The sequence below is a fragment of the Bradyrhizobium niftali genome, assembly GCF_004571025.1.
Classification (GTDB): domain Bacteria; phylum Pseudomonadota; class Alphaproteobacteria; order Rhizobiales; family Xanthobacteraceae; genus Bradyrhizobium; species Bradyrhizobium niftali.
In genome coordinates this window covers 100,984-123,829 of sequence record NZ_SPQT01000023.1, presented here as the reverse complement: position 1 = coordinate 123,829, position 22,846 = coordinate 100,984, and the positions used below count along the sequence as shown (strand labels likewise).

Below are 22,846 nucleotides of genomic sequence, written 5' to 3'. Positions count from 1 at the left end.
ACGGGGTTTGGTTTGAACCCTTCGCGGCGGCAATGCGTCCAATCGGGCATTGCCGCTGACGAAGGATTTTGCCGTGCCTGATCTGCCCCCGCTCGTTTACGCGATGCTGCTTGCGCCGCTCGCGCTGATCCTGATTGCCGCTGTTGTGAAGACCTGGCAGGCGCGCGAGGCGCGGAGCTGGCCGCAGGCCCCCGGCAAGGTGGTCACATCGGTTGCCGAGGTGCGCGAGGTCAGGGTGTCCGACGACGAGCGCGAGGACGGCTATCGGACGGAGAATCGCAACTTCGCCAACGTGACCTACGAATATTCGGTCGGCGGCCGCAAGCTGCGCAACAACCGCATCTCGATCGGCGAAGACCTCGGCAATTTCCAGGTCGCCGAGAAGCTCGCGAAATATCCCGCCGGCAGCATCGTCACCGTCTACTACAATCCGCGCCATCCCGATCAGGCCGTGCTGGAGCGCGATCTGCCCAAGGGCCTGTGGGGCTGTCTCGGCATCGGCACGGTGATCGTGCTCGCCATCGTGTTCGGCTCGGCGTTCGGTCTCAACCAGAGTTACCAATATCTCGCCCATCACGTCGCGCGGCCCGATCTCGCGGGCCTGGTCGTTGCCTTCGGCGCGTTCGGCCTCGTCATCGCGCTGATGGCGTGGGCCGTGCAGCGGCAGGCCTCGATGGCGACGCGGTGGCCGACCGTGCCGGGCACGATCAAGCTGTCGGGAATGGAGGAATATCACCAGGCCAGCGAGCCGGGCGAGCGCCGCGGCACAGAGATGTTCGGCAAGCGCGTGACCTACACCTACCTCTACCAGAACGTCAGCTACACCAATGAATGCGCGCGCGTCGCGGCAGGAACGCCGTCGGCTTCCGACGAGATGTTGCGAAAGCTGATGTCGCGCTATCAGGACGGCGCGACCGTCGAGGTTCGCGTCAACCCCGACAACCCGGCCGAGGCCACGCTCGACGCGCGCGGCGACGGCCGCATCGCCTACGTGCTGTGGGGCATCGCCGCGATCTTTGCCGCGCTGGCGGTGTTCGTGGCGACGCGTGGCGGCTAATCGACCAACCTCTCCGCCCGCAGCTCCATCTCGATCTCCGCAAAGATCCTTGCCAACCGCTCGGCCCATTGCCGCTGGCCGGACTGGTCCGCGATCAGATCCTGGCGGATCTCGATGCCGGTGTTGACGAGGCCGCGGGCTTCGCCATGCACGGGGATGGTGTAGTCGGTGAGGTCGTTGACGGCATAGGGCTCGTTGTCGCCGACGACGAGATCGCTCTCGGCGTGGAGATGTTTCAGCAGGAGCTGCGGCAGCACGGTGTCGCGGTTGTAGAGTGCGCCGATATGCCAGGGTCGCTCGACACCGGCATAGACCGGCGTGAAGCTGTGCAGCGACACCAGCACGGTCGGCCGCTTGTCGTGCAGGCGGCGGCCGATCGTGGCATCGATGCGATGATGGTAGGGCTCGAAAATCTCGCGCCGCCTTGCCGCGCGCTCGCCCGCGGAGATTGCCTCATTGCCCGGGATTGCCGTTGCCTCGGACATCACGGGAATCGAGCTCACGGCGCCCGGCGGGCGGTTGCAGTCGATCACGAGCCGCGAATAACGCTGCGCGATCAGGTGGGTGTCGAGCATTTCTGCCAGCCGGTCGGCGACGCCGGCAATGCCGATGTCCCAGGCGATGTGCCGCGTCAGCTCGTTCTCGGCGACGCCGAGATCGCCGAGCGCGCGCGGCAGCACCCGCCCGTAATGATCCGAGGTGAGCAGGAAGGGCGATGCCCCTGCCGCATTCACCTCATGCACTGGCGGAATGTCGCCCTCGCCGAGCAGTTGATCGGCCGCGTCGGCTGTGTCTAAAGCCATCCTGATTGCCTATGGAAAATGCAGTCACCCCAAGAATCGGGCACAATCGCTATAGATTGATCCGCCCAAAGTCACCATGATCGCCTCACGATGCCGCTGCTCACGATTCATCACAAGACCGAATATCGCTATAATCGCCCCGTGGCGTTCGGCGAACACCGGATCATGCTCCGTCCGCGCGACGGGCACGATCTGCGCGTGCTCGATTCCAGGCTCGAAATCTCGCCGGAGCCGATGTCGCTGCACTGGATCCACGACGTGTTCGGCAATTCGGTCGCGATCGCCAATTTCGACGAGCGCGCGGACACGCTGATCTTCGACTGGCATGTCACCGTTGAGCACAATCCGGTGGAGGAGTTCGCGCTGACGCCGGACGATCCGGCCTATTTCTATCCCTTCGTCTATGACGACGAGGAGTTCCCCGATCTCGTCCAGTACATCACGCCGCAATACACCGATCCCGACGGCGAGATCGCGGAGTGGGCGCGCGGCTTCCTCGACGAGGACGCGCCGACGCCGACCTTCAAGATCCTGAGCGGCATGACGCACGGCATCCGCAAGCGGTTCAAATACCGCAAGCGCCACGAGTTGGGCACGCAGCATCCGCTCGATAGTTTGCAGTCGGGCACGGGAACTTGTCGGGACTATGCGCTGTTCATGATCGAGGCGCTGCGCCAGCTCGGCATCGCCGCGCGGTTCGTCTCCGGCTACATCTTCGTGCCGGAGGATATCGAGCAGCGGCACGTCGGCGGCGGCTCGACCCACGCCTGGGTGCAGGTCTATTTGCCGAGCGCGGGCTGGATCGAGTTCGATCCGACCAACGGCATCGTCGGCACCCGTGACCTGATCCGGGTCGCGGTTGCCCGCGATCCGCGCCAGGCGATCCCGCTGCACGGCGTCTATATCGGCTCCGGGGACGCCTTCGACGCCATGGACGTGAACATCAAGGTGGTTTCGGACGACCAGGACAACGACCAGGAGCTGGAGGCAGAGGTCTTATAGCGGAGGTCTTATAGATGGACATCAGGGTCGGCTTCGAGATCGCCTACGCGGCAGCACAGCCGACACCGATGGTGATCATGCTCAACATCCACCCCTCGCGGCAGGCCGACATCATCGGCACGGAGACGGTGGTTGCGGAGCCCGACGTTCCGATCCGCTTCTATCACGACAGTTTTGGCAATGTGTGCGGCCGCCTCGTCGCGCCCGCCGGCGGCGTGACGCTGAAGGGCCGCGCGCTGGTGCGCGACACCGGCCTGCCCGACGAGGTGATGCCGGACGCGCGGCAGATCCCGATCGAGCAACTGCCGAACGAGCTGATGCTCTACTTGATGCCGAGCCGCTATTGCGAGACCGATAAGCTCACCGACATCGCCTGGTCGCTGTTCGCCAAGACGAACCCTGGTTGGGATCGCGTCGCTGCCATCACCGAATTCGTGCACCAGCACGTCACCTTCGGCTACGAGCACGCCCATCACATGAAGTCGGCGCACGACGTCTACGAGCAGAAGACCGGCGTCTGCCGCGACTTCGCGCATCTGGCCGTCGCGCTCTGCCGCTGCATGGGCATCCCGGCGCGCTACTGCACCGGTTATATGGGCGACATCGGCATTCCGCCGGATCCGGCGCCGATGGATTTTTCCGGCTGGTTTCAGGTCTGGCTCTCCGGCAAATGGTTCACCTTCGACGCCCGCCATAACGTCCCCCGCATCGGCCGCATCCTGATGGCGACAGGCCGCGACGCCGCCGATGTCGCGCTCTCGACGAGCTTTGGACGGATGGAATTGAAGAAGTTCGAGGTGGTGAGCGATGAGGGTGGGGTGAGGTGATGAGATGGTGAAGGTGGGTGATTCTGTTGCTCCAGGTTCGTCATTGCGAGCGCAGCGAAGCAATCCAGAATCTTTTCCGCAGTGACAGTCTGGATTGCTTCGTCGCAAGAGCTCCTCGCAATGACGAAGTCCAGAGGCTATAGAGCCCCCATGACCTCCGATCGTCTCTTCGTTTATGGCACCCTGATGCGCGGCTTCGACCATCCGATGGCGCGGCTGCTTGCCGGCCATGCAGAATTTCTGGGTGAAGCGACCTGCCGCGGCCGGCTCGTCCTGGTGAAGCATTATCCAGGATTGCTGCTGTCGGATGCGCCGTCCGACCTTGTCCATGGCGAGCTGTTCCACATGCACCTGCCCGACGAGCTGCTGCGCGAGCTCGACATGTACGAGGCCTGCGGCGAGGGCTTTCCGGAGCCGACCGAATATCTGCGCAAGCTGATCGACGTGACGCTGCCGGACGGCACCGCCGGCAAGGCGTGGACCTATGTCTACAACTGGCCCGTCGCCGATCTGCCCCGCATCGAGTCGGGGCGATTCCTGGATCACTAGAGCATGATCCGGAAAAGTGAGCAGCGGTCTTCCGACAAGATCATGCTCAAGAAAATAACCTAAAGCGCGATCTCCTCGCGCTTTAGGCCGACAGCACTTCCTTCACCACGCGCACGTCCACCTCGTGCTCGACGTAAGTCCATTCCTCGGTGCGCCTGAGCATCGCCACCAGCTCCTCGAACAACGAGGCGTGCGTGGGGGCGAACTCGAACCAGGTCAGGAAGTCGAAGGGGCCGCCGAGATCGCGGCAGTGATAGAGCTGCCGCGCGATGGCGGGCAGGAAGCGCAGGCTGCTGGCGATGTGGCGCGACCTGTCCTCGAAGATCTTGCGGCGCTCTTCCTGCGTCAGCTCCCACCAGGCCTGCGACTTGCGGATCGGGATCAACGCCGCGCTGGTTGCCTCGAGCCGGCCGAGCCCGGCCTGCACGGCCACGAGCTGCTGCTTCTCGGCGCGCTCGGTGTAGCGCAGCGTGCTGGCAACGCCGACCAGCCGCCAAGCATTGCGCGAGGGCACCAGCGGCAATGAGACGGCCTCGCTGTCGGTGACCGACAGCGCCGGCATGAAGGGCAGGGGCTCGCCCGTCACGGGCGAAATCGAGGTCACGCGCCAGCCCCCGCTGTGGCCGCCTCGAAAGGTCCTGAACATGGCCTATGGAAGCGTGGAACCGGTCCGGGTTCAAGCTTTTCCCGTCATTCCGGGACGCTCGTTCCGTCATCCTTCGAGGCTCGCCGACGAGGCGAGCACCTCAGGGTGACGGGACGGGCGCCCCAGGAATGACGGAGGGGCTGTGAACAGCGCGTATAATCCTGACAAACCTGACTTTTGGGCGGGCTGCACCTATATCCCTGATCCTTCGCCCGACTCACACGGTTTCGCGCTAGACACACCCCATGCGCTTCACGCCCCAATTCCTCGACGAGCTTCGTGCCCGGCTTTCGGTTTCCGAAGTCGTGGGCAAGCGCGTGAAGCTGAAGAAGGCCGGGCGGGAGTGGAAGGGGCTGTCGCCGTTCCAGCAGGAGAAGACGCCGTCCTTCTACGTCAACGACCAGAAGGGTTTTTACCACGACTTCTCCTCCGGCAAGCACGGCGACATCATCGCCTTCGTGATGGAGACCGACGGCCTGCCGTTCGCCGAAGCGGTCGAGCGGCTCGCGAGCATGGCGGGCCTGCCGCTGCCGGCGGTGACGCCCGACGCGGCACGCCAGGAGCAGCGCCGCCGCTCGTTGCATGACGTCATGGATCTCGCCGCCAAGTTTTTCGCCGAGACGCTGGCCTCGCGCGTCGGCGCCAAGGCGCGCGGCTATCTCGCCGACCGCGCGATCTCGCCGGCGACGCAATTGCAGTTCCGCCTCGGCTACGCCTCGCCGGATCGCTTCGCGCTGAAGGAGCATCTCGGCAAGCTCGGCGTGTCCGTTGACGACATGGTCGAGACCGGCCTGCTCGTCGGCGGCAACGACATCCCCGTGCCCTATGACCGCTTCCGCGATCGCGTGATGTTTCCGATCACCGATTTGCGCGGCCGCGTCATCGCCTTCGGCGGGCGCGCGCTGGAGAAGGACGTTCCGGCCAAATATCTGAACTCGCCGGAGACGCCGCTCTTCCACAAGGGCGACAATCTCTACAACCACCAGACCGCGCGCGCCGCCGCGCATAACGGCAGCGCCCTGATTGTGGTCGAAGGCTATGTCGACGTCATCGCCATGGTCACCGCGGGCTTTGCAGGCAGCGTCGCGCCGCTCGGCACCGCGCTCACCGAAAACCAGCTCGCGCTGCTCTGGAAGATGGCGGACGAGCCGATCCTCTGCTTCGACGGCGACCGGGCCGGGCAGAAGGCGGCGTATCGTGCGGCCGACCTCGCGCTGCCGTTCCTCGCGCCTGGAAAAAGCCTGCGCTTTGCGCTGCTGCCGGAAGGGCAGGATCCCGACGATCTCGTGCGCTCCGGCGGCCGCGGCGCGATGGAAGAGGTGATCGCGGCGGCGCGTCCGCTCGCCGACGTGCTCTGGTCGCGCGAGCTCGAAGGCGGCAACTTCGCCACCCCCGAGCGCCGCGCCGCGCTGGAGGCGCGCATCAAGGAGCTCTCCAATGGCATCCGCGACGAGGTGGTGCGGCGCTATTATCGCCAGGACCTCGCCGAGCGGCTTCAGCGCACGTTTGCACCCGAGACCGGGCGCGGCGGCTATGCCGGCCGTGGCAATTTCCGTCCCGGTCAGGGCGGCCGGCCGTTCCAGCCGCGGGGCGGCGGGCAGGCGAATCGATTCGGCGGTCAGGGGTTCCGCGGCGCGTCCGGCCCCACCCCGCTACCCTCCGGCCCCTACCAGGCGGCGAGCCCCCAGCTCGCGACAAGCCCGATCATGAAGGGACAGCGCAGCGCCATCTCCCGCCGGGAGGCGCTGATCCTGCAATGCCTGATCAACCACCCCTGGCTGCTGCATGAGCACCTCGAGGAGGTCGCCGCACTGGAGCTGGCCCATCCCGAGGCCCACAAGCTGCGGGCCGGCATCATCGCCGCCTTCGCCAACGACCATCATCACTCACCGGACCCCGGCGAGCAGGCCGAGAAGATGCGGGCCGACATTGAAAAGGGAGGATTTTCTCAGCTTCTTCAAAGGGTTGAGAATGGCATCACGACCCAGGCGGTATGGGGCGCGCGCGAAGGCGCGGCGAGGGACGACGTTCTCTCCACTTGGCACCAGCTGGTTGCCTTGCATCGGCAATGGCATTCACTACTTAGGGAGTTGAAGGACGCCGAGCTGGCCTTGGGGGAGGACCCCAGCGAGGCCAATTTGGCGTGGCTGCGTGACGTCAAGGCTCGGATAGGCGAAGTCGACGGCACCGAGGCCCTGATCGAGGGTTTTGGCGAGCTGTCGGGTCGGCTCCAGAAGAGCGTGTGATGAAAGAATCATGCGGACGGCCGGGGCCGGAACCGCTAAAAGACTCGCCAAATCCATGGTTTGGCGGCAAAAACAGGGTTAATCGAGGCTTAACGGTCTTGTAGCACTTTGGCCCAGAGGCGGCCGCAGGCAGAACAGACGCGTCAGGAATGAATCCGCGCGAACACTGTTGGCACTACACCTGCATCCGCTGTGACAAAGAGGCTCACGAAGCGTTAGGCAATTCCGGCGAGAGAAAGTTGGGGGTGGCGAGAGAAGTGCGCGCCGCCCTTTCCGTGTCGAGAGCTGACGAAGCGAGAGCGTCGAGCAACAGGTTCAAGTGATTTCAGGCAGGCGCGGCGAACGTCTGTGTGAAACGCGTTTAGGAGCAATGGATGGCCACCAAGGCAAAGACGCTGCAGGCGAAGGACAAGGAAAAAGACGACAAGGCAGCGGATGCTCCCGAGAAGGATTCCCAGGACGCGCCCTCGCCGTTGCTCGATCTGTCCGACGCGGCCGTGAAGAAGATGATCAAGCAGGCCAAGAAGCGCGGCTTCGTGACCTTCGATCAGCTCAACGAAGTCCTGCCGTCCGACCAGACCTCGCCCGAGCAGATCGAGGACATCATGTCCATGCTCTCGGACATGGGCATCAACGTCACCGAAGCCGACGATAGCGAAGGCGAGGAAGACAAGGACGAGGGCGGCGAGGACGAGACCGACAACGAGCTCGTCGAGGTCACCCAGAAGGCCGTCACCGAGGTCAAGAAGAGCGAGCCGGGCGAGCGCACCGACGATCCCGTGCGCATGTATCTGCGCGAGATGGGCACCGTCGAGCTGCTGTCCCGCGAAGGCGAAATCGCGATCGCCAAGCGCATCGAGGCCGGCCGCGAGGCGATGATCGCAGGCCTGTGCGAAAGCCCGCTGAGCTTCCAGGCCATCATCATCTGGCGCGACGAGCTCAACGAAGGCAAGATCTTCCTCCGCGACATCATCGATCTCGAAGCGACCTATGCCGGCCCCGAAGCCAAGGGCGGCATGAACACCGCGATGATCGGCGGTCCCGCTGGAGAGAACGGCGAGGCCACGGCCGAGGGCGGCGAAGCGGTGGCAGTGACCGGCGGCGCGCCCGCGCATGTCGCCCCGCCCGCGGCACCGCCGGCGCCGACCCCGTTCCGCGCCGCGCCTGCCCCCGGCAACGGCGCCGAGGCCGAGAAGGATCCGGGCGAGGCCGCCGCCGAAGCCGACATGGACGAGGACGACGAGTTCGAGAACCAGATGTCGCTTGCGGCGATCGAGGCCGAGCTCAAGCCCAAGGTCGTCGAGATCTTCGACAAGATCGCCGAGAGCTACAAGAAGCTGCGCAAGCTTCAGGAGCAGGACATCCAGAACCAGCTCGAGAGCACCTCGCACGGTCCCTCGCTCTCGCCGCACCAGGAACGCAAGTACCGCAAGCTCAAGGACGAGATCATCGTCGAGGTGAAGTCGCTGCGCCTCAACCAGGCGCGTATCGACTCGCTCGTCGAGCAGCTCTACGACATCAACAAGCGCCTCGTCTCGCATGAGGGACGCCTGATGCGCCTCGCCGACAGCCACGGCGTCGCGCGCGAGGATTTCCTGCGCAACTACACCGGCTCGGAGCTCGATCCGCGCTGGCTCAACCGCGTCTCGAAGCTGTCGGCCAAGGGCTGGAAGAACTTCGTCCACCACGAGAAGGACCGCATCAAGGACCTTCGTCACGAGGTGCATCAGCTCGCCGCGCTGACCGGCCTCGAGATCGTCGAGTTCCGCAAGATCGTGCACTCCGTGCAGAAGGGCGAGCGCGAAGCTCGCCAGGCCAAGAAGGAGATGGTGGAAGCCAACCTCCGTCTCGTGATCTCGATCGCCAAGAAGTACACCAACCGCGGCCTGCAGTTCCTCGACCTGATCCAGGAAGGCAACATCGGCCTGATGAAGGCGGTCGACAAGTTCGAGTACCGCCGCGGCTACAAGTTCTCGACCTACGCCACGTGGTGGATCCGGCAGGCGATCACCCGCTCGATCGCCGACCAGGCCCGCACCATCCGCATCCCCGTGCACATGATCGAGACGATCAACAAGATCGTGCGCACGAGCCGCCAGATGCTCAACGAGATCGGCCGCGAGCCGACCCCGGAAGAGCTCGCCGAGAAGCTCGGCATGCCCTTGGAGAAGGTCCGCAAGGTCCTCAAGATCGCCAAGGAGCCGTTGTCGCTCGAGACGCCCGTCGGTGACGAAGAGGATTCACACCTCGGCGACTTCATCGAGGACAAGAACGCGATCCTGCCGATCGACGCCGCGATCCAGTCGAACCTGCGCGAGACCACCACGCGCGTGCTCGCCTCGCTCACCCCGCGCGAAGAGCGCGTGCTGCGCATGCGCTTCGGCATCGGCATGAACACCGACCACACGCTGGAAGAAGTCGGCCAGCAGTTCTCGGTGACGCGCGAGCGCATCCGTCAGATCGAAGCCAAGGCGCTGCGCAAGCTGAAGCATCCGTCAAGGTCGCGGAAGCTGCGGAGCTTCCTGGACAATTAAATCGGATCGTCATGCCCGGGCCTGACCCGGGCATCCATCCAACGAAAACGGCGGGCCAAAAGCCCGCCGTTTTTCGTTTGTGCTGAAGCGTCGCGTGTCGCGCTCGAAGTCCTATTTCTTCTTCACCCCCACCCGGTCGAGGTTCTTGATCGCCAGCGGCGGGCGGCCGGATTTTTCGGCGATCTCGCGGTCCTGCTCCATGATGAAGCCGCGGGCGGGCTCGTCGCCCTCGAGGCCTCCGAGCAATTCCGCAGGGACGCGCCGGTTGGAGCGTTGGGAGCCGTCCTCATAGACGACGTTGAAAAAGGCGAATTCGCCTTTGGGATTGGTTCCGGGTTTCTTGGCCATGGCCGCTTGTCGTCGATAAGGGCGCAGCAGTCAAATGGCTTTGGCGGTTGTCGACATCCGCATCAATCTGGCGCCGGGAGCTTACGGCTGCACCAATCGGTGAAATTTGCTTGTCGGGGTGGAGGCGGGACGCGCTCGCCAGCGATCTGCAGCGACCCCTCCCTCAATAAACGGCGGGCCGAAAAGCCCGCCGCTTATTTTGGGTCTTCAGCGTCGCCCGGGGCTGGCGGGGCGACAACCTAGGATAGAATATTATAACCTGCGCCATGCCGTGGCAAGATAAATCGCGGTAGCGTTGGTGTCGCGGCGAGCGCAGCAGATCTGCGTCGGTTGCGACCGCAGTTCCGATGTGTGCCGAAACAATTGCGTGGACCATCGAAGCACTTTGTTCATCTTGCTGCACTCGCGATGCAGCGAGAGTTGCATGCTTGTAGGAACTCGCGTTCGGCTGCACGTCTTCCGGTTTGCGTGCGGACAATGTGATCCGTCGGACGAGTTCCATCTTCTCTGTGCGCACCTCAACGCAAGCGTTTGCGCTGCGCCAGTTCCTGGACGGCGAGCCGCGCGTGGTGTCCGCCGCCGCGCCCGCTATCCTCGTCCTTGCGCCCCTGCGCCATGATCGCGCTGCCCATCGCGGCGGAACCGAAGGTGATGAGGAACGAGGCGAGCAGCAGGAGAAGCGCAACGCCGCCTGCGCGGTCGGCGAGGATCAGCTCGCGCAGATGCCCGGGGTTGAGCCAGAGCAGGCCGCCGACGAGAAGCGTCGCGGCGCAGGCGCCAATCGCAAGGTTGATGGCGAGCAGGCGGAAGAGGGGGAGGCGGAGGAGGGCGGGGCGGGTTGGTCGAGGCTGCTGATGTTCGGCCATGGCGGTTCGCCTTATGCTGACTCAACGCACCACTGACGGCGCCGCGCGAGCATCGATACTATAGCGGTAACTCTCTCATCCGTCATTCCGGGGCGCGCGTTAGCGCGAGCCCGGAATCCATTTACCCGCCAACTCTGTCGCTCGATGGATTCCGGGTTCGCCCTTCGGGCCCCCGGAATGACGAGCGTTGGGCGTCACGGCGCCACCAGCTCCACCCGCCGGTTCAGCGCGCGGCCGGCGTCCGTTGCGTTCGGGCCGACCGGAGCCAGCAGGCCGACGCCGGCGGTGCGCAGCCGCGCCTGCGCGATGCGAAAACTCTTCACGAGCTCGGCGGCGACTGCTTCGGCGCGGCGCTTCGACAGGTCGAGATTGTACTCATAGGCGCCCTGGCTGTCGGTGTGGCCGACGATGAAGACGCTGAGCTGCGGCTGGCTCGTCAAGAGCTTTGCGATCTGCTCCAGCGTCGGGCGGCTCTCGGGTTTCAGCACGGCCTTGTCGGTGTCGAAATAGATGCCGTAGAGCGCGATGTGGCCGGTCTCGCCAAGACCCTTGGCCATCGCGGCGGCATCGACCATCTTGTTCGCGATGGCGCCGAGCTCGGCGACGGTGACCTGCGCATAGATCTCCTGGTTGTTCTGACTGACGATGACGCTGGCATAGGTCTCGCGCCCGCCCTCGCTCTTGCGGCCGGCAAAGTAGCGGTAGTTGAAGCCGTCGACCCACATTTGCGGGATCGGCAGCGCGTCGACGCTTTCCGTGAAGGGAATGGCGCCGCAGGCCTCGGTGTCGCAGGCAAGCAGGGTCTCGAAGCCGGCCTTGGCGAGCTGCGTCTCGAAATTGCGCGACACTTCCAGGATCGAGGGACCCGGATTGGTGCGATAGGCGATGCGGAAGATGCGCCCCTCGAGCCGCCGCGCATCAGTCGGCTGGCCGTCCTTGAACGGCGCCGCCTGCATCCGCGCGGCGTCAAAATCCTTCACCACATAGCCGGTGATGACGCTGCCGGCGAACCGGCCGATGCCGGGATAGTCGCGCCCGCCTGCCACATCGCGCGTCTGCGCGGAGGCGGCGGTGACGGCAACGAGGGAAAGCAGGGCGATGGCAGCGAGCATCCGGTGCGGAATGGGCATGGTCATCTCGATCGGTTGGGGAGGAGGGCGAGCGCAATTCATTTGTCGCGCCCACGGGGCGATCGGTTCTGGCGAGGATTTGCCGCTTTGACGCGAATCCGGTTCCCGGGCATGATCGCGCGCCGCTTTCGCGCTCATTCCTCAGAGGATTTTCCCGCATGTTGAGACACGCCCTGGCCACCGCCTTCATCGTCTGTCTGGCCGGTGGATCGGCGCAGGCCGCGCGCTGCGGCGGCGACTTCAACAGCTTCGTCGCCAGCATGGCCGCGGAAGCGCAAGGAGCCGGCGTCTCGGGAAACGTGACCAGTGCGGCGTTCAGCGGCATCACCCAGGACGGCGCCGTGCTCGCCTTCGACCGGCGCCAGCGCTACACCTTCAACAAGAGCTTCGAGCAGTATGTTTCGACCCGCGTCGGGCCGGGCCGCATCAATGGCGGCAAGGCGCTGTTGCAGCGTCACGCCGCGCTGCTCTCGCGCATCGAGCAGCAGTTCGGCGTGCCCCGCTACATCCTGGTTGCGATCTGGGGGCTGGAGAGCGATTTCGGCAAGGGCGACATCGGCAAGCTGCCGGTGATCCGCACGCTGGCGACGCTCGCCCATGACTGCCGCCGTACCGATTTGTTCCAGGGCGAGCTGCTCGCCGCCCTCAAGATCGTGCAGCGCGGCGACCTGCCGCTGCGCGACCTGATCGGCGCCTACGCCGGCGAGATCGGCCAGACCCAGTTCCTGCCGTCGTCCTACATCAAGTACGGCGTCGATTTCGACGGCGACGGCCACGTCGACCTCCGCCACAGCGTGCCCGACGTGCTCGCCTCGACCGCGAACCTGCTCCACACCAGTGGCTTCAAGATGGGCCAGCCCTACGGCGAAGGCACCGCCAATTTCGAAGCGATGCGGGAGTGGAACAGGGCGGTGATCTATCGCAAGACCATCGGGTATTTTGCCGATCGGCTGGCGGGGCAGTGAGGGTGCGCTGTTGAGAGGCGGAGCGCATGCGCCACACACACACGGTGTCATCGCCCGCCTTGTGCGCAATTGCGCACTGGGGCGGGCGATCCAGTATTCCAGAGATGGCAGTGATTGAGCCGAGAGGCCGCGGCGTACTGGATTCCCCGCTTTCGCGGGGAATGACAGCGGAGGGTGAGGCCGCGCTATTGCGCACCTGACTACTTCGCCGCCCCCTTCGCCATCTTCTCCAGCCTCCGCTGCAACGGCGCCCAGTAGGTCCCCGGGCGGAAGCGCTGCAACAGGTCCATGAAGCGGGCATCGTTGCCGATCAGGATGCGCGGCTCGTTCTTCTCGATGCCCTTGATGATGCGCAGCGCGGCGTCCTTCGGCGTGGTCTTTGCTGCGTTCTCGAACCGCTCGATCATCTGCGAGCGGCGGGCATTGTCGGTGACGCCGACCCCGGTGCGCGAGCTGCGCGCGATCGAGGTGGCGACGCCGCCGGGATGCACGACCGACAGTCTAACGGGACTTTCCGCCACGGCGAGCTCGTGCCGCACGCTCTCGGAAAAGCCGCGCACGGCGAACTTGGCCGCGGCGTAGGCCGATTGTCCCGGCGGCGCGATGATGCCGAAGATCGACGAGACGTTGACGATATGCGCCTCGTCCCTCGTCTTCAGGTGCGGCAGGAAGGCGCGGGTGCCGCGCACCACGCCCCAGAAATTGATGTCGAACAGCCACTCCAACTGCGCCTGGTCGATTTCCTCGAAGGTGCCCAGCAGCGCCACGCCGGCATTGTTGACGACGATGCCGAGTGACGGATGCGCCGCGGTCGCTTCGCTGGCGAACTGCGCGATGTCGCCGGGCTCGCTGACGTCGACGCGATGCACGCTGACCTTGCGTGCCTTGTCGCTTCCTCCGCCGATCTCGGCGGCGAGCGCCTTCAGCCCGACCTCGTCGCGATCGGCGAGCGCAAGGTCGCAGCCGCGCCGGGCGAGTTCGATGGCGAGTGCGCGGCCAATGCCGCTCGCAGCCCCCGTGATGGCGGCGGCGCAGCGAATCGCAGTCATGGATCCCCCCTCAATCTCCGATTTTGGAACTATGATTTACATTTTTTCAGAATGGAACCGAACCGTATTCGAGTTGGCTCCTTAACGTAAGTTACTCGGACGCAGACAGGCAGCATTGGGAGCCGCCGATGGGACAATCAAGACCATTCACTGCAACGGCACTCATCGTTGAAGACGACCCCATGCAGAGAGAGATGCTCAGTCTCCTGCTGGAAGAGAGCGGCTATCAGGTCATCCAGTGCGAAAGCGCCGAAGCGGCCGAGCGCGTGCTCGAGAAGAGCGCAGGCGCAATTTGCCTGATGCTGACCGACGTGCAGCTTGCCGGCCGCATGAACGGCGTCGAGCTCGCCCATGTCGCCAAGGGACGCAATCCCAAGCTCGACATCGTCGTCACCTCCGGCCGCCCCTTGAAGCAGCCCTTGCCCGACGGTGCCAAATTCTGGGCCAAGCCCTGGGCGCCCCTCGACGTGCTGCGCGAGGCCGAGATCGCGCAGCTGGCCTGACGGTGACGGTGTCAGAAGTGTTTTGCTTGCAGGGCTGGCCTGTTCTCAACCGGTCATCCTGACGGCTGATCCCGGGGCGCCGCTTTCTTGCCGTGAGGCGGGGTGATAGGGTCTGCTCATGACCTGGTCCTTCCTGCTCACCTCGCTGATCGTCGTCGCCTCGCCCGGCACCGGCGTGCTCTACACGCTGGCCGCAGCGCTCACTCGCGGCCCGCGAGCCAGCGTCGCAGCCGCGTTCGGCTGCACGCTCGGGATCGTGCCGCACATGATTGCAGCCATGCTGGGACTTGCCGCCGTGCTCCACACCAGCGCGCTCGCCTTCGCCGCGCTGAAATGGTGCGGCGTTCTCTATCTGCTCTACATGTCTTGGCAGGCGCTGCGCGAGCGAGGTGCGCTGGCGGTGGAGGGCGAGATCAGGGAGCGGTCGAGCGGCCGGGTCATCGTCACCGGCTTCCTGATCAACATCCTCAATCCAAAACTGTCGATCTTCTTCCTCGCCTTCCTGCCGCAGTTCATCGCGGCGGACGAGGCCCATGTGCTGGCGCGGATGCTGGAATTGAGCGGCGCCTTCATGGCGATGACCTTTGCGGTGTTCGTTGTCTACGGCCTCTGCGCCGCATCCGTGCGCGAGCGCGTCATCTCCCGCCCCGCGGTGATGACCTGGCTGCGCCGCAGCTTTGCCGCGGGATTTGCCGCACTTGGTGCCAAGCTGGCGTTTGCGGAAAGGTAGGCGCTTTCTTCTTTACCTCTCCCCGCCTGCGGGGAGAGGTCGCATTCCATCGAAGATGGGATGCGGGTGAGGGGGGGACAGGTCTCTCGACAACCTCACTTGCGGAAGCGCCCCTCACCCCCACCCTCTCCCCGCGAAGAGCGGGGCGAGGGAGCGAGAGAGCGGGGCCACCCAATAAAAAAGCGGGCCTTGGGCCCGCCATCTCTACTCTCTCAACCTTACCCGACGCCCGGGCAGAGCGAGGCTCCACCCGGGCAAAGAACATGCTGGCTACTTCTTCTTCGCGGCCTTCTTGGCCTTCTTCTTCGTCGCCTTCTTCGCCTTCTTCGCTTTCTTAGCCATAGTATCCTCTCAAGGGTTAATGGTGGAACGCGACACGAGGGATGCTCGGCGGAGGGCCAGCCTCGCAACATCCTCGACGACAAACTCAGCAGATTCGCAGGTCTCTGCCCCGCGCCGTCATATCTGTGTCATCACGTTATCCACAGCTCAGATGCGTTTTCGGGTGCTTTTTGCCCGCGAATCCGCTCCGCGCGGATCGCGATGCGACCGCACGAGGTCGACGGCAACATGCCTAACGATCCGACAACCCGCGCGCCGTTCATGAATCCAAAACCAAAGGCGCGCATTGGAGGATCGCAGTGAGACTCCGTTAAGTGCAACCCGCGCATTGTTCCCCGCAAGAAGACGGGGATGGGTCATGGACGGACGGCTGCCAGGGATGGGGGGCGGGGCGCTACGCGCGCTGCAGTGGCCATGCTGAACGTACCGACACTCTGGACGGTCTTCGCCGTCAACTTCCTGGCGCTCGGCCTGATCTGGGCCTATGTGACGCGCTCCTATCCGAAATTCGCGGCCGCACGGTTCTGGATGGCATCGGCCTTCGTCGCCGCGGCCGGCGCGATGGCGGCCCTGGTCCGACTGTTCGTCTCTTCTCCCTTGCCGCTGCTGTTCGGCGCTGCCGGTGTCGTCGCGGCGAGCTGCCTCGCCGCCATGGGCATTCAGCGCTTCTACGACCGGCCGGTGTCATGGCGCCTCATGATCGTGACGGGCGCCTTGAGCCTCGGCGGTGTCGTCTTCTTCATGGTCGGCTTCGAGAGCATGCAGCTGCGCATGCTCAGCTACACGATCGGCCAGGCACTGCCGCTGGTGCTGTCGCTGCGTCTGTTGCTGTTGCCGCCCGAAGGGCACGTCAATCCGGGCGCCCGTCTGGCCGGCATCGTCATCATCACCATCATTGCGATCTTCCTTGCCCGTGCGGTGGGCAATCTGCTCGGCCACGATTTCTCGGCGGTCGCCGGCGGTCAGACCCATGCCGTCCTGGTGCTGGGGCTCCTGTTCCTGTCGATGACGCTCAATTTCGGCTTCCTCCTGATGGCGATGGACCGGCTGCGTGGCGAGGTCGCCGACCTCGCGCTGCTCGACGATCTCACCGGTGTCGCCAACCGGCGCCATCTGTTGCAGCGCCTGTCCGAGGAATGCGCCCGTTCGGAGCGCAGCGGCGAGCCGTTCTCGCTGCTGGTGATCGATCTCGACGGCTTCAAGACCATCAACGACACCCATGGCCATGCCGCCGGCGATGCCTGCCTCCAGCACTTCACCCTGATGGCGCAGACGCGGCTGCGGCCCGGCGACATGCTCGCCCGCACCGGCGGCGACGAGTTCTGCATCGTGCTACCGTCCTCTTCCATGCGCGAGGCGGCCGCAATCGCCCGCCGCGTGCTCGAGGTCTGCCGTCGGGACGCCGCGGCCTGCAACGGCAAAGACATCCCGATCGCGATCTCGATCGGCGTGGCGCAATGGGATCGCGGCATCGGCCAATTCCCGGAGCGCCTGATCGCGCATGCCGATCACGCCCTCTATGCCGCCAAGAAGAACGGCAAGAACGACTTTGCCGTCTACGATCCCGCACCGCCGCTCTCGCCCGAGCCGAACGGCGCGGGCGAAGCCGTGCGCAATTTCGCCTGATGGCGTGCTAGGCTCGGGTCCGCATTGGATCCTTGATGATGATGTCTCGCCTGCTCGCGGCCATTCTCGCCGCCCTTCTGATCGTACCCGCCGCCGCAACCGACGCCGAACTCGCAAAGCTCGCGCGCGCCTCCGGCACGCCCGACATTCCCGGCCTGAAGGTCGTCTGGCTGGCGCCATGGGGTGACGTCCGCAGCGCAAGACCCTGGCGCAACATCATCGTGCACCAGACCGAGGGGCCGGCCGGCTCGGCCCGCGGCGGCGCGGCGGAGCAGTCGAAGAACCCGACGCGGCGCGGCGTCACGGTCTGGGTCGAGACCGACGGCACGGTCTATTGGGCGGTGGCGGAGAACCTGGTGCCGACCCATGGCGACGGCGCCAACCGCAACGACAACAAGTACATCGACAACAGACCGACCTATCGCCAGGTGGTGCGCGACAATTCGATCGGCGTCGAGTTCGCCGGCAATTATCCCGATGTCGCCGCCGGTCCCACCGAGGCGCAGGTCGCGGCGTGGAAGATCCTCGTCAAGGTGCTGCGTGCGCGCTACGACATCCCGCTCGACCGCGTCTATGCGCACAACTGGATCGACTACAAGGACGCGCGCTATTGCGAAGGCTGCTGGCTCGCGACGCTGGCGAGGACATGGGGGGAGTAGCTCGCGTGTCATTCCGGGGCGCGCCGCTTGGCGCGAACCCGGAATCCATTCATCCACCAACTCTGTCGCGCGATGGATTCCGGGTTCGCGCTACGCGCGCCCCGGAATGACGGGAGCGGTTACACCGCCTCCGCCATCCAGCCGAACAACCGCCGGATCAGTCCCGGCCGCCGCGGCAGTTCCGGCGGCTCGTCCGCTGCGAGCACGCGTTTGAAGAAGTAGTCCAGGAACACCATGTCGTTCGGCTCGGTGACGGTGAATGTCTCCTCGCCGAAGAACACGCTGTAATTAAAGAAGAACGGACCCATGATCGGGATCGTCGCGGTCGAGGCGTAGTCCTTGGAGATCACGAACCCGGCGGGGTCGAGCCCGTGCTCCCGCATCGCCTGTTCGACCAGCGGCAGCTTGCGCATGAACTGGGCGGAGAAGCCGCCGACGGTGGATTGCAGGATGATCGACACGGCGCGTCCATTCGCTTGATGTTGTCGGTCCGGTCTTCTTGGGTCGGTCGAGCGGCAGCGCGGGTTCGAGGCAAGCCCTTCTACGTCGGCCAAGGGGAGGACACTGTGATGGTGGTCTCACTGGGCAAGACTCTCCGCCAACTGGAGCCACAACCACCGCTGTCATCGCCCGGTTCAACCGGGCGATCCTGTATTCCAGAGGCCTGCGTTGGAGATCTCGCCGCCGCTACTGGCGCCGCGGCGTACTGGATGCCCCGGTCAAGCCGGGGCATGACAGCGAGTACGGAGGCGCTGCGCACTTGGCATCGCGCAGAGAAGTCACGTCGGATCACGCAAACAGAGCATCGCCCCAAACAAAAAAGCCGGCGTTGCCGCCGGCTTTTCCGTCTCTTTCGATCCGCCAATCTCTGGCGCCAGCGAAGCCCGCTTAATGCGCGGCTTCCAGCGCGGCCTGTTCCGCCCTTGCGATCGTGCCCTTGACCGCGGACTGCACCTTCTCGAAGGCGCGGACCTCGATCTGGCGGACGCGCTCGCGCGACACGCCGAACTCGGCGGCAAGGTCTTCCAGCGTCATCGGCTCATCGGCGAGGCGACGGGCCTCGAAGATGCGGCGTTCGCGCGGGTTGAGCACGCCCATGGCGCCGTTCAGCGCGTTACGGCGGTGATCATACTCCTCGTGCTCCGCCATCATGGCTTCCTGGTTGGGCGTATTGTCGACCAGCCAGTCCTGCCATTCGCCGGCTTCGCCGTCGTCGCGGATCGGCGCGTTGAGCGACGCGTCGCCACCGAGGCGGCGGTTCATGTCGATCACGTCCTGGTCCGTCACGCCCAGCCGCTTGGCAATGGTCGCAACCTGGTCGGGGCGGAGATCGCCCTCGTCCAGCGCGTTGATCTTGCTCTTCGCCTTGCGCAGGTTGAAGAACAGCTTCTTCTGGTTCGCGGTGGTGCCCATCTTCACGAGCGACCAGGAACGCAGGATGTACTCTTGAATCGACGCCTTGATCCACCACATCGCGTAGGTGGCGAGACGGAACCCCTTCTCGGGTTCGAAACGCTTCACCGCCTGCATCAGGCCGACATTGCCTTCCGAGACGACCTCGGAGATCGGCAGGCCGTAGCCGCGATAGCCCATGGCGATCTTGGCCACGAGGCGGAGATGGCTGGTGACGAGTTGGTGCGCCGCGTCGCGATCGTCATGCTCGCGCCAACGCTTGGCGAGCATGTATTCCTGCTGGGGTTCCAGCATCGGGAACTTGCGGATCTCGGCGAGGTAGCGAGAGAGGCCGGATTCTCCGTTGAGCACCGGCAAAGCAGCGGTACGGGCCATAGTTGAGCCCTCCAAGGTTCAGGCCCCCGATAGCGGCGGGCCAGGCAGACGACCGCTTTGTTAAAGCCGGCCGTAGCTGCGATGTTCCGCGTTGGTCATTTCCAACGCAGGCGCAATATACCCCATGGGGGGTCAAAAAGGGAAGGATTGCTGACGTCACGTCCCCGTGTGGCAGCTATAACTTTTTGTAATGTAACGCTTTTCCTAACAAGGCTGCGTCATAGCGCCGCTTTCAGCGTGCCCTCCAGGAGAAGCAAATCCTCCGGCAAAGGCGCCTCCCAGTGGAGTAATTCTCCGGACCTGGGGTGCTCCAATACCAGCAGATAAGCGTGCAGGGCCTGCCGCCCGAGCGCCGTCAAAGCGGCTCGCGACTCCGGGCCGAGCTGGTTGGCCTTGGTCTTGAAATGCGGGCCATAGACGGCATCGCCCATCAGAGGATGGCCGGTATGGGCGAGGTGGACGCGGATCTGGTGGGTGCGCCCGGTCTCGAGCTCGCAGGCGAGCAGCGCCGCGATTGGCTTGCCGTCGCGCCCGGCAAAACTCTCCAGGATCTCCCAATGCGTCACCGCCTCGCGGCCGTCCTGGCGCACCGCCATCTTCTCGCGCGCATACGGATGGCGGTCGATCGGCGCATCGACGGTGCCGCGATGCCGGTTCGGCACCCCCCAGGCGAAGGCCATGTAGCCGCGCCGCATCGCGCCGGTGCGGCCGTGGTCGGCGAACTGCGCCGACAGCGAGGCGTGGGCGAGGTCGTTCTTGGCGACCACCATCAGTCCCGTCGTGTCCTTGTCCAGCCGGTGCACGATGCCGGGCCGGCGCACCCCGCCGATGCCCGACAGCGTCGAGCCGCAATGGGCGATCAGCGCGTTCACCAGCGTGCCGGTCTCGTGGCCGGCCGCGGGGTGCACGACCAGGCCCTTGGGCTTGTTGATGACGATGATGTCGTCGTCCTCGAACACGATATCGAGGGCGATTTCCTCGCCCTTGGGCTCGGCGGGCGCGGCCTCCGGCACGTCGATTGTGATCGTATCGCCGTGACTGACGTGATAAGCGGGGTCGCGGATGGCGGAGGCCTTCAGGCTCACCGCGCCCGCCAGGATCAGGGCTTTCAGCCTCGATCGCGACAGGTCCGGCAGGCGCGCCGCCAGCACGCGGTCGAGCCGGGCCGAGCCCTCGTCGCCGGCGACGACAACCTCCAACCTTTGCGCAGAGCCTGAGTTTTCCATGACGACGTCTGAAACCGCTGTTCCCGAACCGACCCCCGAGCAGGCCGCGCTGTTCGCGCGGGTGCGGCGGATGATGCTGATCGCGGGGTTGACCACGGCGCTGGCGATCTGCGCCGTTCTGATCGCGGTGGGCTACCGCCTTTTCAGGTCGGAGGGAAGGGCGCCCGAGCCGGCCGGCGACGTCATCGCCACCCTGCCGAAGGGGGCCAGGATCGTCTCGACCGGGGTCGCCGGCGACCGCCTCGTGGTCACCCTCGATATCGGCGGGGTCACCGAGATCCGCACCTTCGACGCCCACACGTTGAGGCCGGCCGGAAAGCTGAAATTTGCCAATGAGCCGTAAAAGGCCCATTCGGGTCCTTGCGGCGGACAAATTTCGAGGTTATTGGCTAGCCCTCACGCTCCCTTCGTCTAGCGGTTAGGACGCGGCCCTCTCAAGGCTGAAACAGGGGTTCGATTCCCCTAGGGAGCGCCAAGTCCCCGATCATTTGCGACGTTGTACGATGCTGCTCCGGCCCGGGAGCGCCTTGTCGCGCAATATTTGATCCATCGCGCATCGTATCGGCGAGGTTTGGTGCTCTGCGCACGCCGATTGGCCAATTCGCAGACGGTCAGTCGGGCGACCTGAACCGCCGGATGGCACTGGCAAATCGACGTGCGCCCGCATCGTTTCAGTGATGCGCCGAAACACTCCTGACGGTCTCGCTCAGCATATCACCTGGCGCGGAACGGCTGAGGTCACCCAGGCTGATGATGCCGATCATCCGCTTGCTCTTGTTGATCACCGGCAACCTGCGGACCTGCAGCTTCTCCATATGATGCATCGCCTTCGCGAGGTCATCGTCCTCCCGGCAGCAATGGATGCCTTCAGTCATCACATCGCGCGCCGTCGCGCGGCCGAGATCGAAGCCGTGGCTCGCGAGCCCTTTGCAGACGATATCGCGGTCGGTCACCATCCCGACCAGTTTGTCGTCCTCGCCAACCGGAATGCAGCCGATGTCATGCGCCCGCATCAATTTGGCAAGCTCGGTGAGAGGCGTGTCGGGGCTGACCCAGTCGACACCCTTGTGCATCACGTCTTTGACCTTCATGGCGAGCCTCCGTTGGTGGGTTTGAAGTGCATTGATGCAACGCGGCAGCCCCCATTCTCTGAATTGTACAACCGATCGGGCACGAGATCGCAGCACAAGGCATCATTCCCCGGCCGTCCGACCGGACGAGCGCAGATGTTGTCGCCGTCACCCTCCCCAACACCTAACAGCGACGTCGCGACCCGAGTTCCCGCCCAGGATCGCAAAGGCAATGGGCAGTCTCCAAAATCCTCAGTCGTGCGCGCTAAAACGCCCGTGCGGCGCATTGGCCGTCAGGCGCGCAAACTGCGCGTTCCCCATATGAAGCAGCGTCTCGTGATCGCCGGCTTCCATGTAGATGTCCGGCTGCGCCTTGATACTGTCATCGACGATCGTATCCAGCCCGTAGCATTTGCCGACGGCAGGTACTGCACCGTGTGCACAGTCGCTGAACAGCCGATTGATCTCGGTTTCATCGGCCATGTGGACGTTGTCGCCGAGCTCTGTCCTCAGTTCCGACAGGTGGAGGTGGTGCGATGCGGGCAAGACGGCCAGCACGTATTCGCCGTCGCGCCGCAACACGATGCCCTTGGCGAGGCGATCGCCGGGGATGTGGCATACCTCGGCCGTGCGAGCGGACGTCATGCTGAGTTCGTGCGGGATCACCTCGTATTGGATGTTCTCAGCGGCTAGGTATTTCTGGAGCGTGGGAGCAATGGCCATGACATCACCTCCGATGCTGGATGCAAACGATCCACCGTAGGCGCTTCCCGGCAGGCTCTCGCCATACGATGGGCGGCTGCCTGACTATAGACCCAACTGGGTCTTCCATCCGCAATTATATGCGAGCTCGCAGTCTTATTCGGGATAGCGCGCCACT

Annotated in this window: 23 protein-coding genes and 1 tRNA gene; 13 read left to right on the top strand and 11 right to left on the bottom strand. The window is 64.8% G+C overall.

From position 1 onward, the window contains the following. Positions 1-73 precede the first annotated feature (73 nt). Positions 74-1,057, top strand: a complete 984-nt coding sequence (locus E4K65_RS32325; protein WP_135177575.1) for a DUF3592 domain-containing protein — start codon at positions 74-76, stop codon at positions 1,055-1,057. Here the strand turns inward: E4K65_RS32325 and E4K65_RS32320 are convergent. Further along, the gene (locus tag E4K65_RS32320; protein ID WP_135177574.1) at positions 1,054-1,860 is read right to left on the bottom strand and encodes an N-formylglutamate amidohydrolase; all 807 of its coding nucleotides are present in this window, start codon (positions 1,858-1,860) and stop codon (positions 1,054-1,056) included. The genes E4K65_RS32325 and E4K65_RS32320 overlap by 4 nt on opposite strands. A gap of 90 nt (positions 1,861-1,950) precedes the next feature. Between E4K65_RS32320 and E4K65_RS32315 the strand changes: the two genes are divergently transcribed. From E4K65_RS32315 to E4K65_RS32305, 3 genes are all read left to right on the top strand, one after another. Further along, on the top strand, positions 1,951-2,862 hold the full coding sequence (locus tag E4K65_RS32315) for a transglutaminase family protein (protein WP_135177573.1): 912 nt from the start codon (positions 1,951-1,953) through the stop codon (positions 2,860-2,862). A gap of 14 nt (positions 2,863-2,876) precedes the next feature. Next, positions 2,877-3,689 (top strand): transglutaminase-like domain-containing protein, encoded by an 813-nt coding sequence (locus tag E4K65_RS32310; protein WP_135177572.1) that lies wholly within the window; start codon positions 2,877-2,879, stop codon positions 3,687-3,689. Between the two features lie 150 nt (positions 3,690-3,839). Continuing rightward, complete coding sequence (locus E4K65_RS32305) at positions 3,840-4,238, top strand: gamma-glutamylcyclotransferase family protein (protein ID WP_135177571.1); 399 nt, start codon at positions 3,840-3,842, stop codon at positions 4,236-4,238. Positions 4,239-4,320: 82 nt separating this feature from the next. On the opposite strand, the gene E4K65_RS32300 is transcribed toward E4K65_RS32305, so the two are convergent. Continuing rightward, a complete protein-coding gene (locus tag E4K65_RS32300) occupies positions 4,321-4,884 on the bottom strand; it encodes a chlorite dismutase family protein (protein ID WP_135177570.1) in 564 nt (187 codons plus the stop codon). A gap of 245 nt (positions 4,885-5,129) precedes the next feature. Between E4K65_RS32300 and dnaG the strand changes: the two genes are divergently transcribed. After that, on the top strand, positions 5,130-7,130 hold the full coding sequence (gene dnaG, locus E4K65_RS32295) for a DNA primase (protein ID WP_135177569.1): 2,001 nt from the start codon (positions 5,130-5,132) through the stop codon (positions 7,128-7,130). A 374-nt stretch (positions 7,131-7,504) separates the two neighbouring features. After that, entirely contained in the window at positions 7,505-9,664 is a 2,160-nt protein-coding gene (gene rpoD, locus E4K65_RS32290; RefSeq protein WP_135177568.1) for an RNA polymerase sigma factor RpoD, read from the top strand. A 111-nt stretch (positions 9,665-9,775) separates the two neighbouring features. Here the strand turns inward: rpoD and E4K65_RS32285 are convergent, their stop codons facing one another. The 3 genes from E4K65_RS32285 to E4K65_RS32275 all read right to left on the bottom strand — a co-directional run bounded on the left by E4K65_RS32285 (position 9,776) and on the right by E4K65_RS32275 (position 12,008). Further along, positions 9,776-10,012: a hypothetical protein gene (locus E4K65_RS32285; protein ID WP_027548366.1), complete on the bottom strand. Its 237-nt coding sequence runs from the start codon at positions 10,010-10,012 to the stop codon at positions 9,776-9,778. Between the two features lie 518 nt (positions 10,013-10,530). Beyond that, complete coding sequence (locus E4K65_RS47710) at positions 10,531-10,878, bottom strand: hypothetical protein (protein ID WP_167771319.1); 348 nt, start codon at positions 10,876-10,878, stop codon at positions 10,531-10,533. Between the two features lie 194 nt (positions 10,879-11,072). Then, complete coding sequence (locus E4K65_RS32275) at positions 11,073-12,008, bottom strand: OmpA family protein (RefSeq protein WP_430649044.1); 936 nt, start codon at positions 12,006-12,008, stop codon at positions 11,073-11,075. Positions 12,009-12,166: 158 nt separating this feature from the next. Here E4K65_RS32275 and E4K65_RS32270 point away from each other — a divergent pair, with 158 nt between their 5' ends. Beyond that, entirely contained in the window at positions 12,167-12,973 is an 807-nt protein-coding gene (locus E4K65_RS32270; RefSeq protein WP_135177566.1) for a lytic murein transglycosylase, read from the top strand. Positions 12,974-13,173: 200 nt separating this feature from the next. On the opposite strand, the gene E4K65_RS32265 is transcribed toward E4K65_RS32270, so the two are convergent. Continuing rightward, positions 13,174-14,022: an SDR family NAD(P)-dependent oxidoreductase gene (locus E4K65_RS32265; RefSeq protein WP_135177565.1), complete on the bottom strand. Its 849-nt coding sequence runs from the start codon at positions 14,020-14,022 to the stop codon at positions 13,174-13,176. Between the two features lie 128 nt (positions 14,023-14,150). Here E4K65_RS32265 and E4K65_RS32260 point away from each other — a divergent pair, with 128 nt between their 5' ends. The 4 genes from E4K65_RS32260 to E4K65_RS32245 all read left to right on the top strand — a co-directional run bounded on the left by E4K65_RS32260 (position 14,151) and on the right by E4K65_RS32245 (position 17,882). After that, positions 14,151-14,525, top strand: coding sequence for a response regulator (locus E4K65_RS32260; protein WP_135177564.1), 375 nt, complete (start codon positions 14,151-14,153; stop codon positions 14,523-14,525). A 118-nt stretch (positions 14,526-14,643) separates the two neighbouring features. Continuing rightward, positions 14,644-15,255, top strand: a complete 612-nt coding sequence (locus tag E4K65_RS32255) for a LysE family translocator (protein WP_135177563.1) — start codon at positions 14,644-14,646, stop codon at positions 15,253-15,255. Between the two features lie 756 nt (positions 15,256-16,011). Then, the gene (locus tag E4K65_RS32250) at positions 16,012-17,223 is read left to right on the top strand and encodes a GGDEF domain-containing protein (protein WP_167771318.1); all 1,212 of its coding nucleotides are present in this window, start codon (positions 16,012-16,014) and stop codon (positions 17,221-17,223) included. A gap of 35 nt (positions 17,224-17,258) precedes the next feature. After that, positions 17,259-17,882, top strand: coding sequence for a peptidoglycan recognition protein family protein (locus tag E4K65_RS32245; protein WP_135177561.1), 624 nt, complete (start codon positions 17,259-17,261; stop codon positions 17,880-17,882). Between the two features lie 119 nt (positions 17,883-18,001). Here E4K65_RS32245 and E4K65_RS32240 read toward each other — a convergent pair whose 3' ends face one another. The 3 genes from E4K65_RS32240 to E4K65_RS32225 form a co-directional block, all read right to left on the bottom strand. Next, positions 18,002-18,343, bottom strand: a complete 342-nt coding sequence (locus tag E4K65_RS32240) for a hypothetical protein (protein ID WP_135177560.1) — start codon at positions 18,341-18,343, stop codon at positions 18,002-18,004. A gap of 427 nt (positions 18,344-18,770) precedes the next feature. Beyond that, complete coding sequence (rpoH, locus tag E4K65_RS32230; RefSeq protein ID WP_027548376.1) at positions 18,771-19,670, bottom strand: RNA polymerase sigma factor RpoH; 900 nt, start codon at positions 19,668-19,670, stop codon at positions 18,771-18,773. A 218-nt stretch (positions 19,671-19,888) separates the two neighbouring features. Continuing rightward, positions 19,889-20,896, bottom strand: a complete 1,008-nt coding sequence (locus tag E4K65_RS32225) for an RluA family pseudouridine synthase (RefSeq protein ID WP_135177558.1) — start codon at positions 20,894-20,896, stop codon at positions 19,889-19,891. On the opposite strand from E4K65_RS32225, the gene E4K65_RS32220 reads away from it, so the two are divergent. Together E4K65_RS32220 and E4K65_RS32215 are read left to right on the top strand one after the other, a co-directional pair. Then, positions 20,895-21,239: a hypothetical protein gene (locus E4K65_RS32220; protein WP_135177557.1), complete on the top strand. Its 345-nt coding sequence runs from the start codon at positions 20,895-20,897 to the stop codon at positions 21,237-21,239. The two genes, E4K65_RS32225 and E4K65_RS32220, sit on opposite strands and share 2 nt — an antisense overlap. A 57-nt stretch (positions 21,240-21,296) precedes the next feature. Then, positions 21,297-21,371, top strand: a tRNA-Glu gene (locus E4K65_RS32215). A gap of 196 nt (positions 21,372-21,567) precedes the next feature. Here E4K65_RS32215 and E4K65_RS32210 read toward each other — a convergent pair. Further along, positions 21,568-21,987, bottom strand: coding sequence for a CBS domain-containing protein (locus tag E4K65_RS32210; RefSeq protein ID WP_135177556.1), 420 nt, complete (start codon positions 21,985-21,987; stop codon positions 21,568-21,570). Positions 21,988-22,218: 231 nt separating this feature from the next. Next, complete coding sequence (locus tag E4K65_RS32205; RefSeq protein WP_135177555.1) at positions 22,219-22,689, bottom strand: aminoacyl-tRNA deacylase; 471 nt, start codon at positions 22,687-22,689, stop codon at positions 22,219-22,221. Positions 22,690-22,846 lie beyond the last annotated feature (157 nt).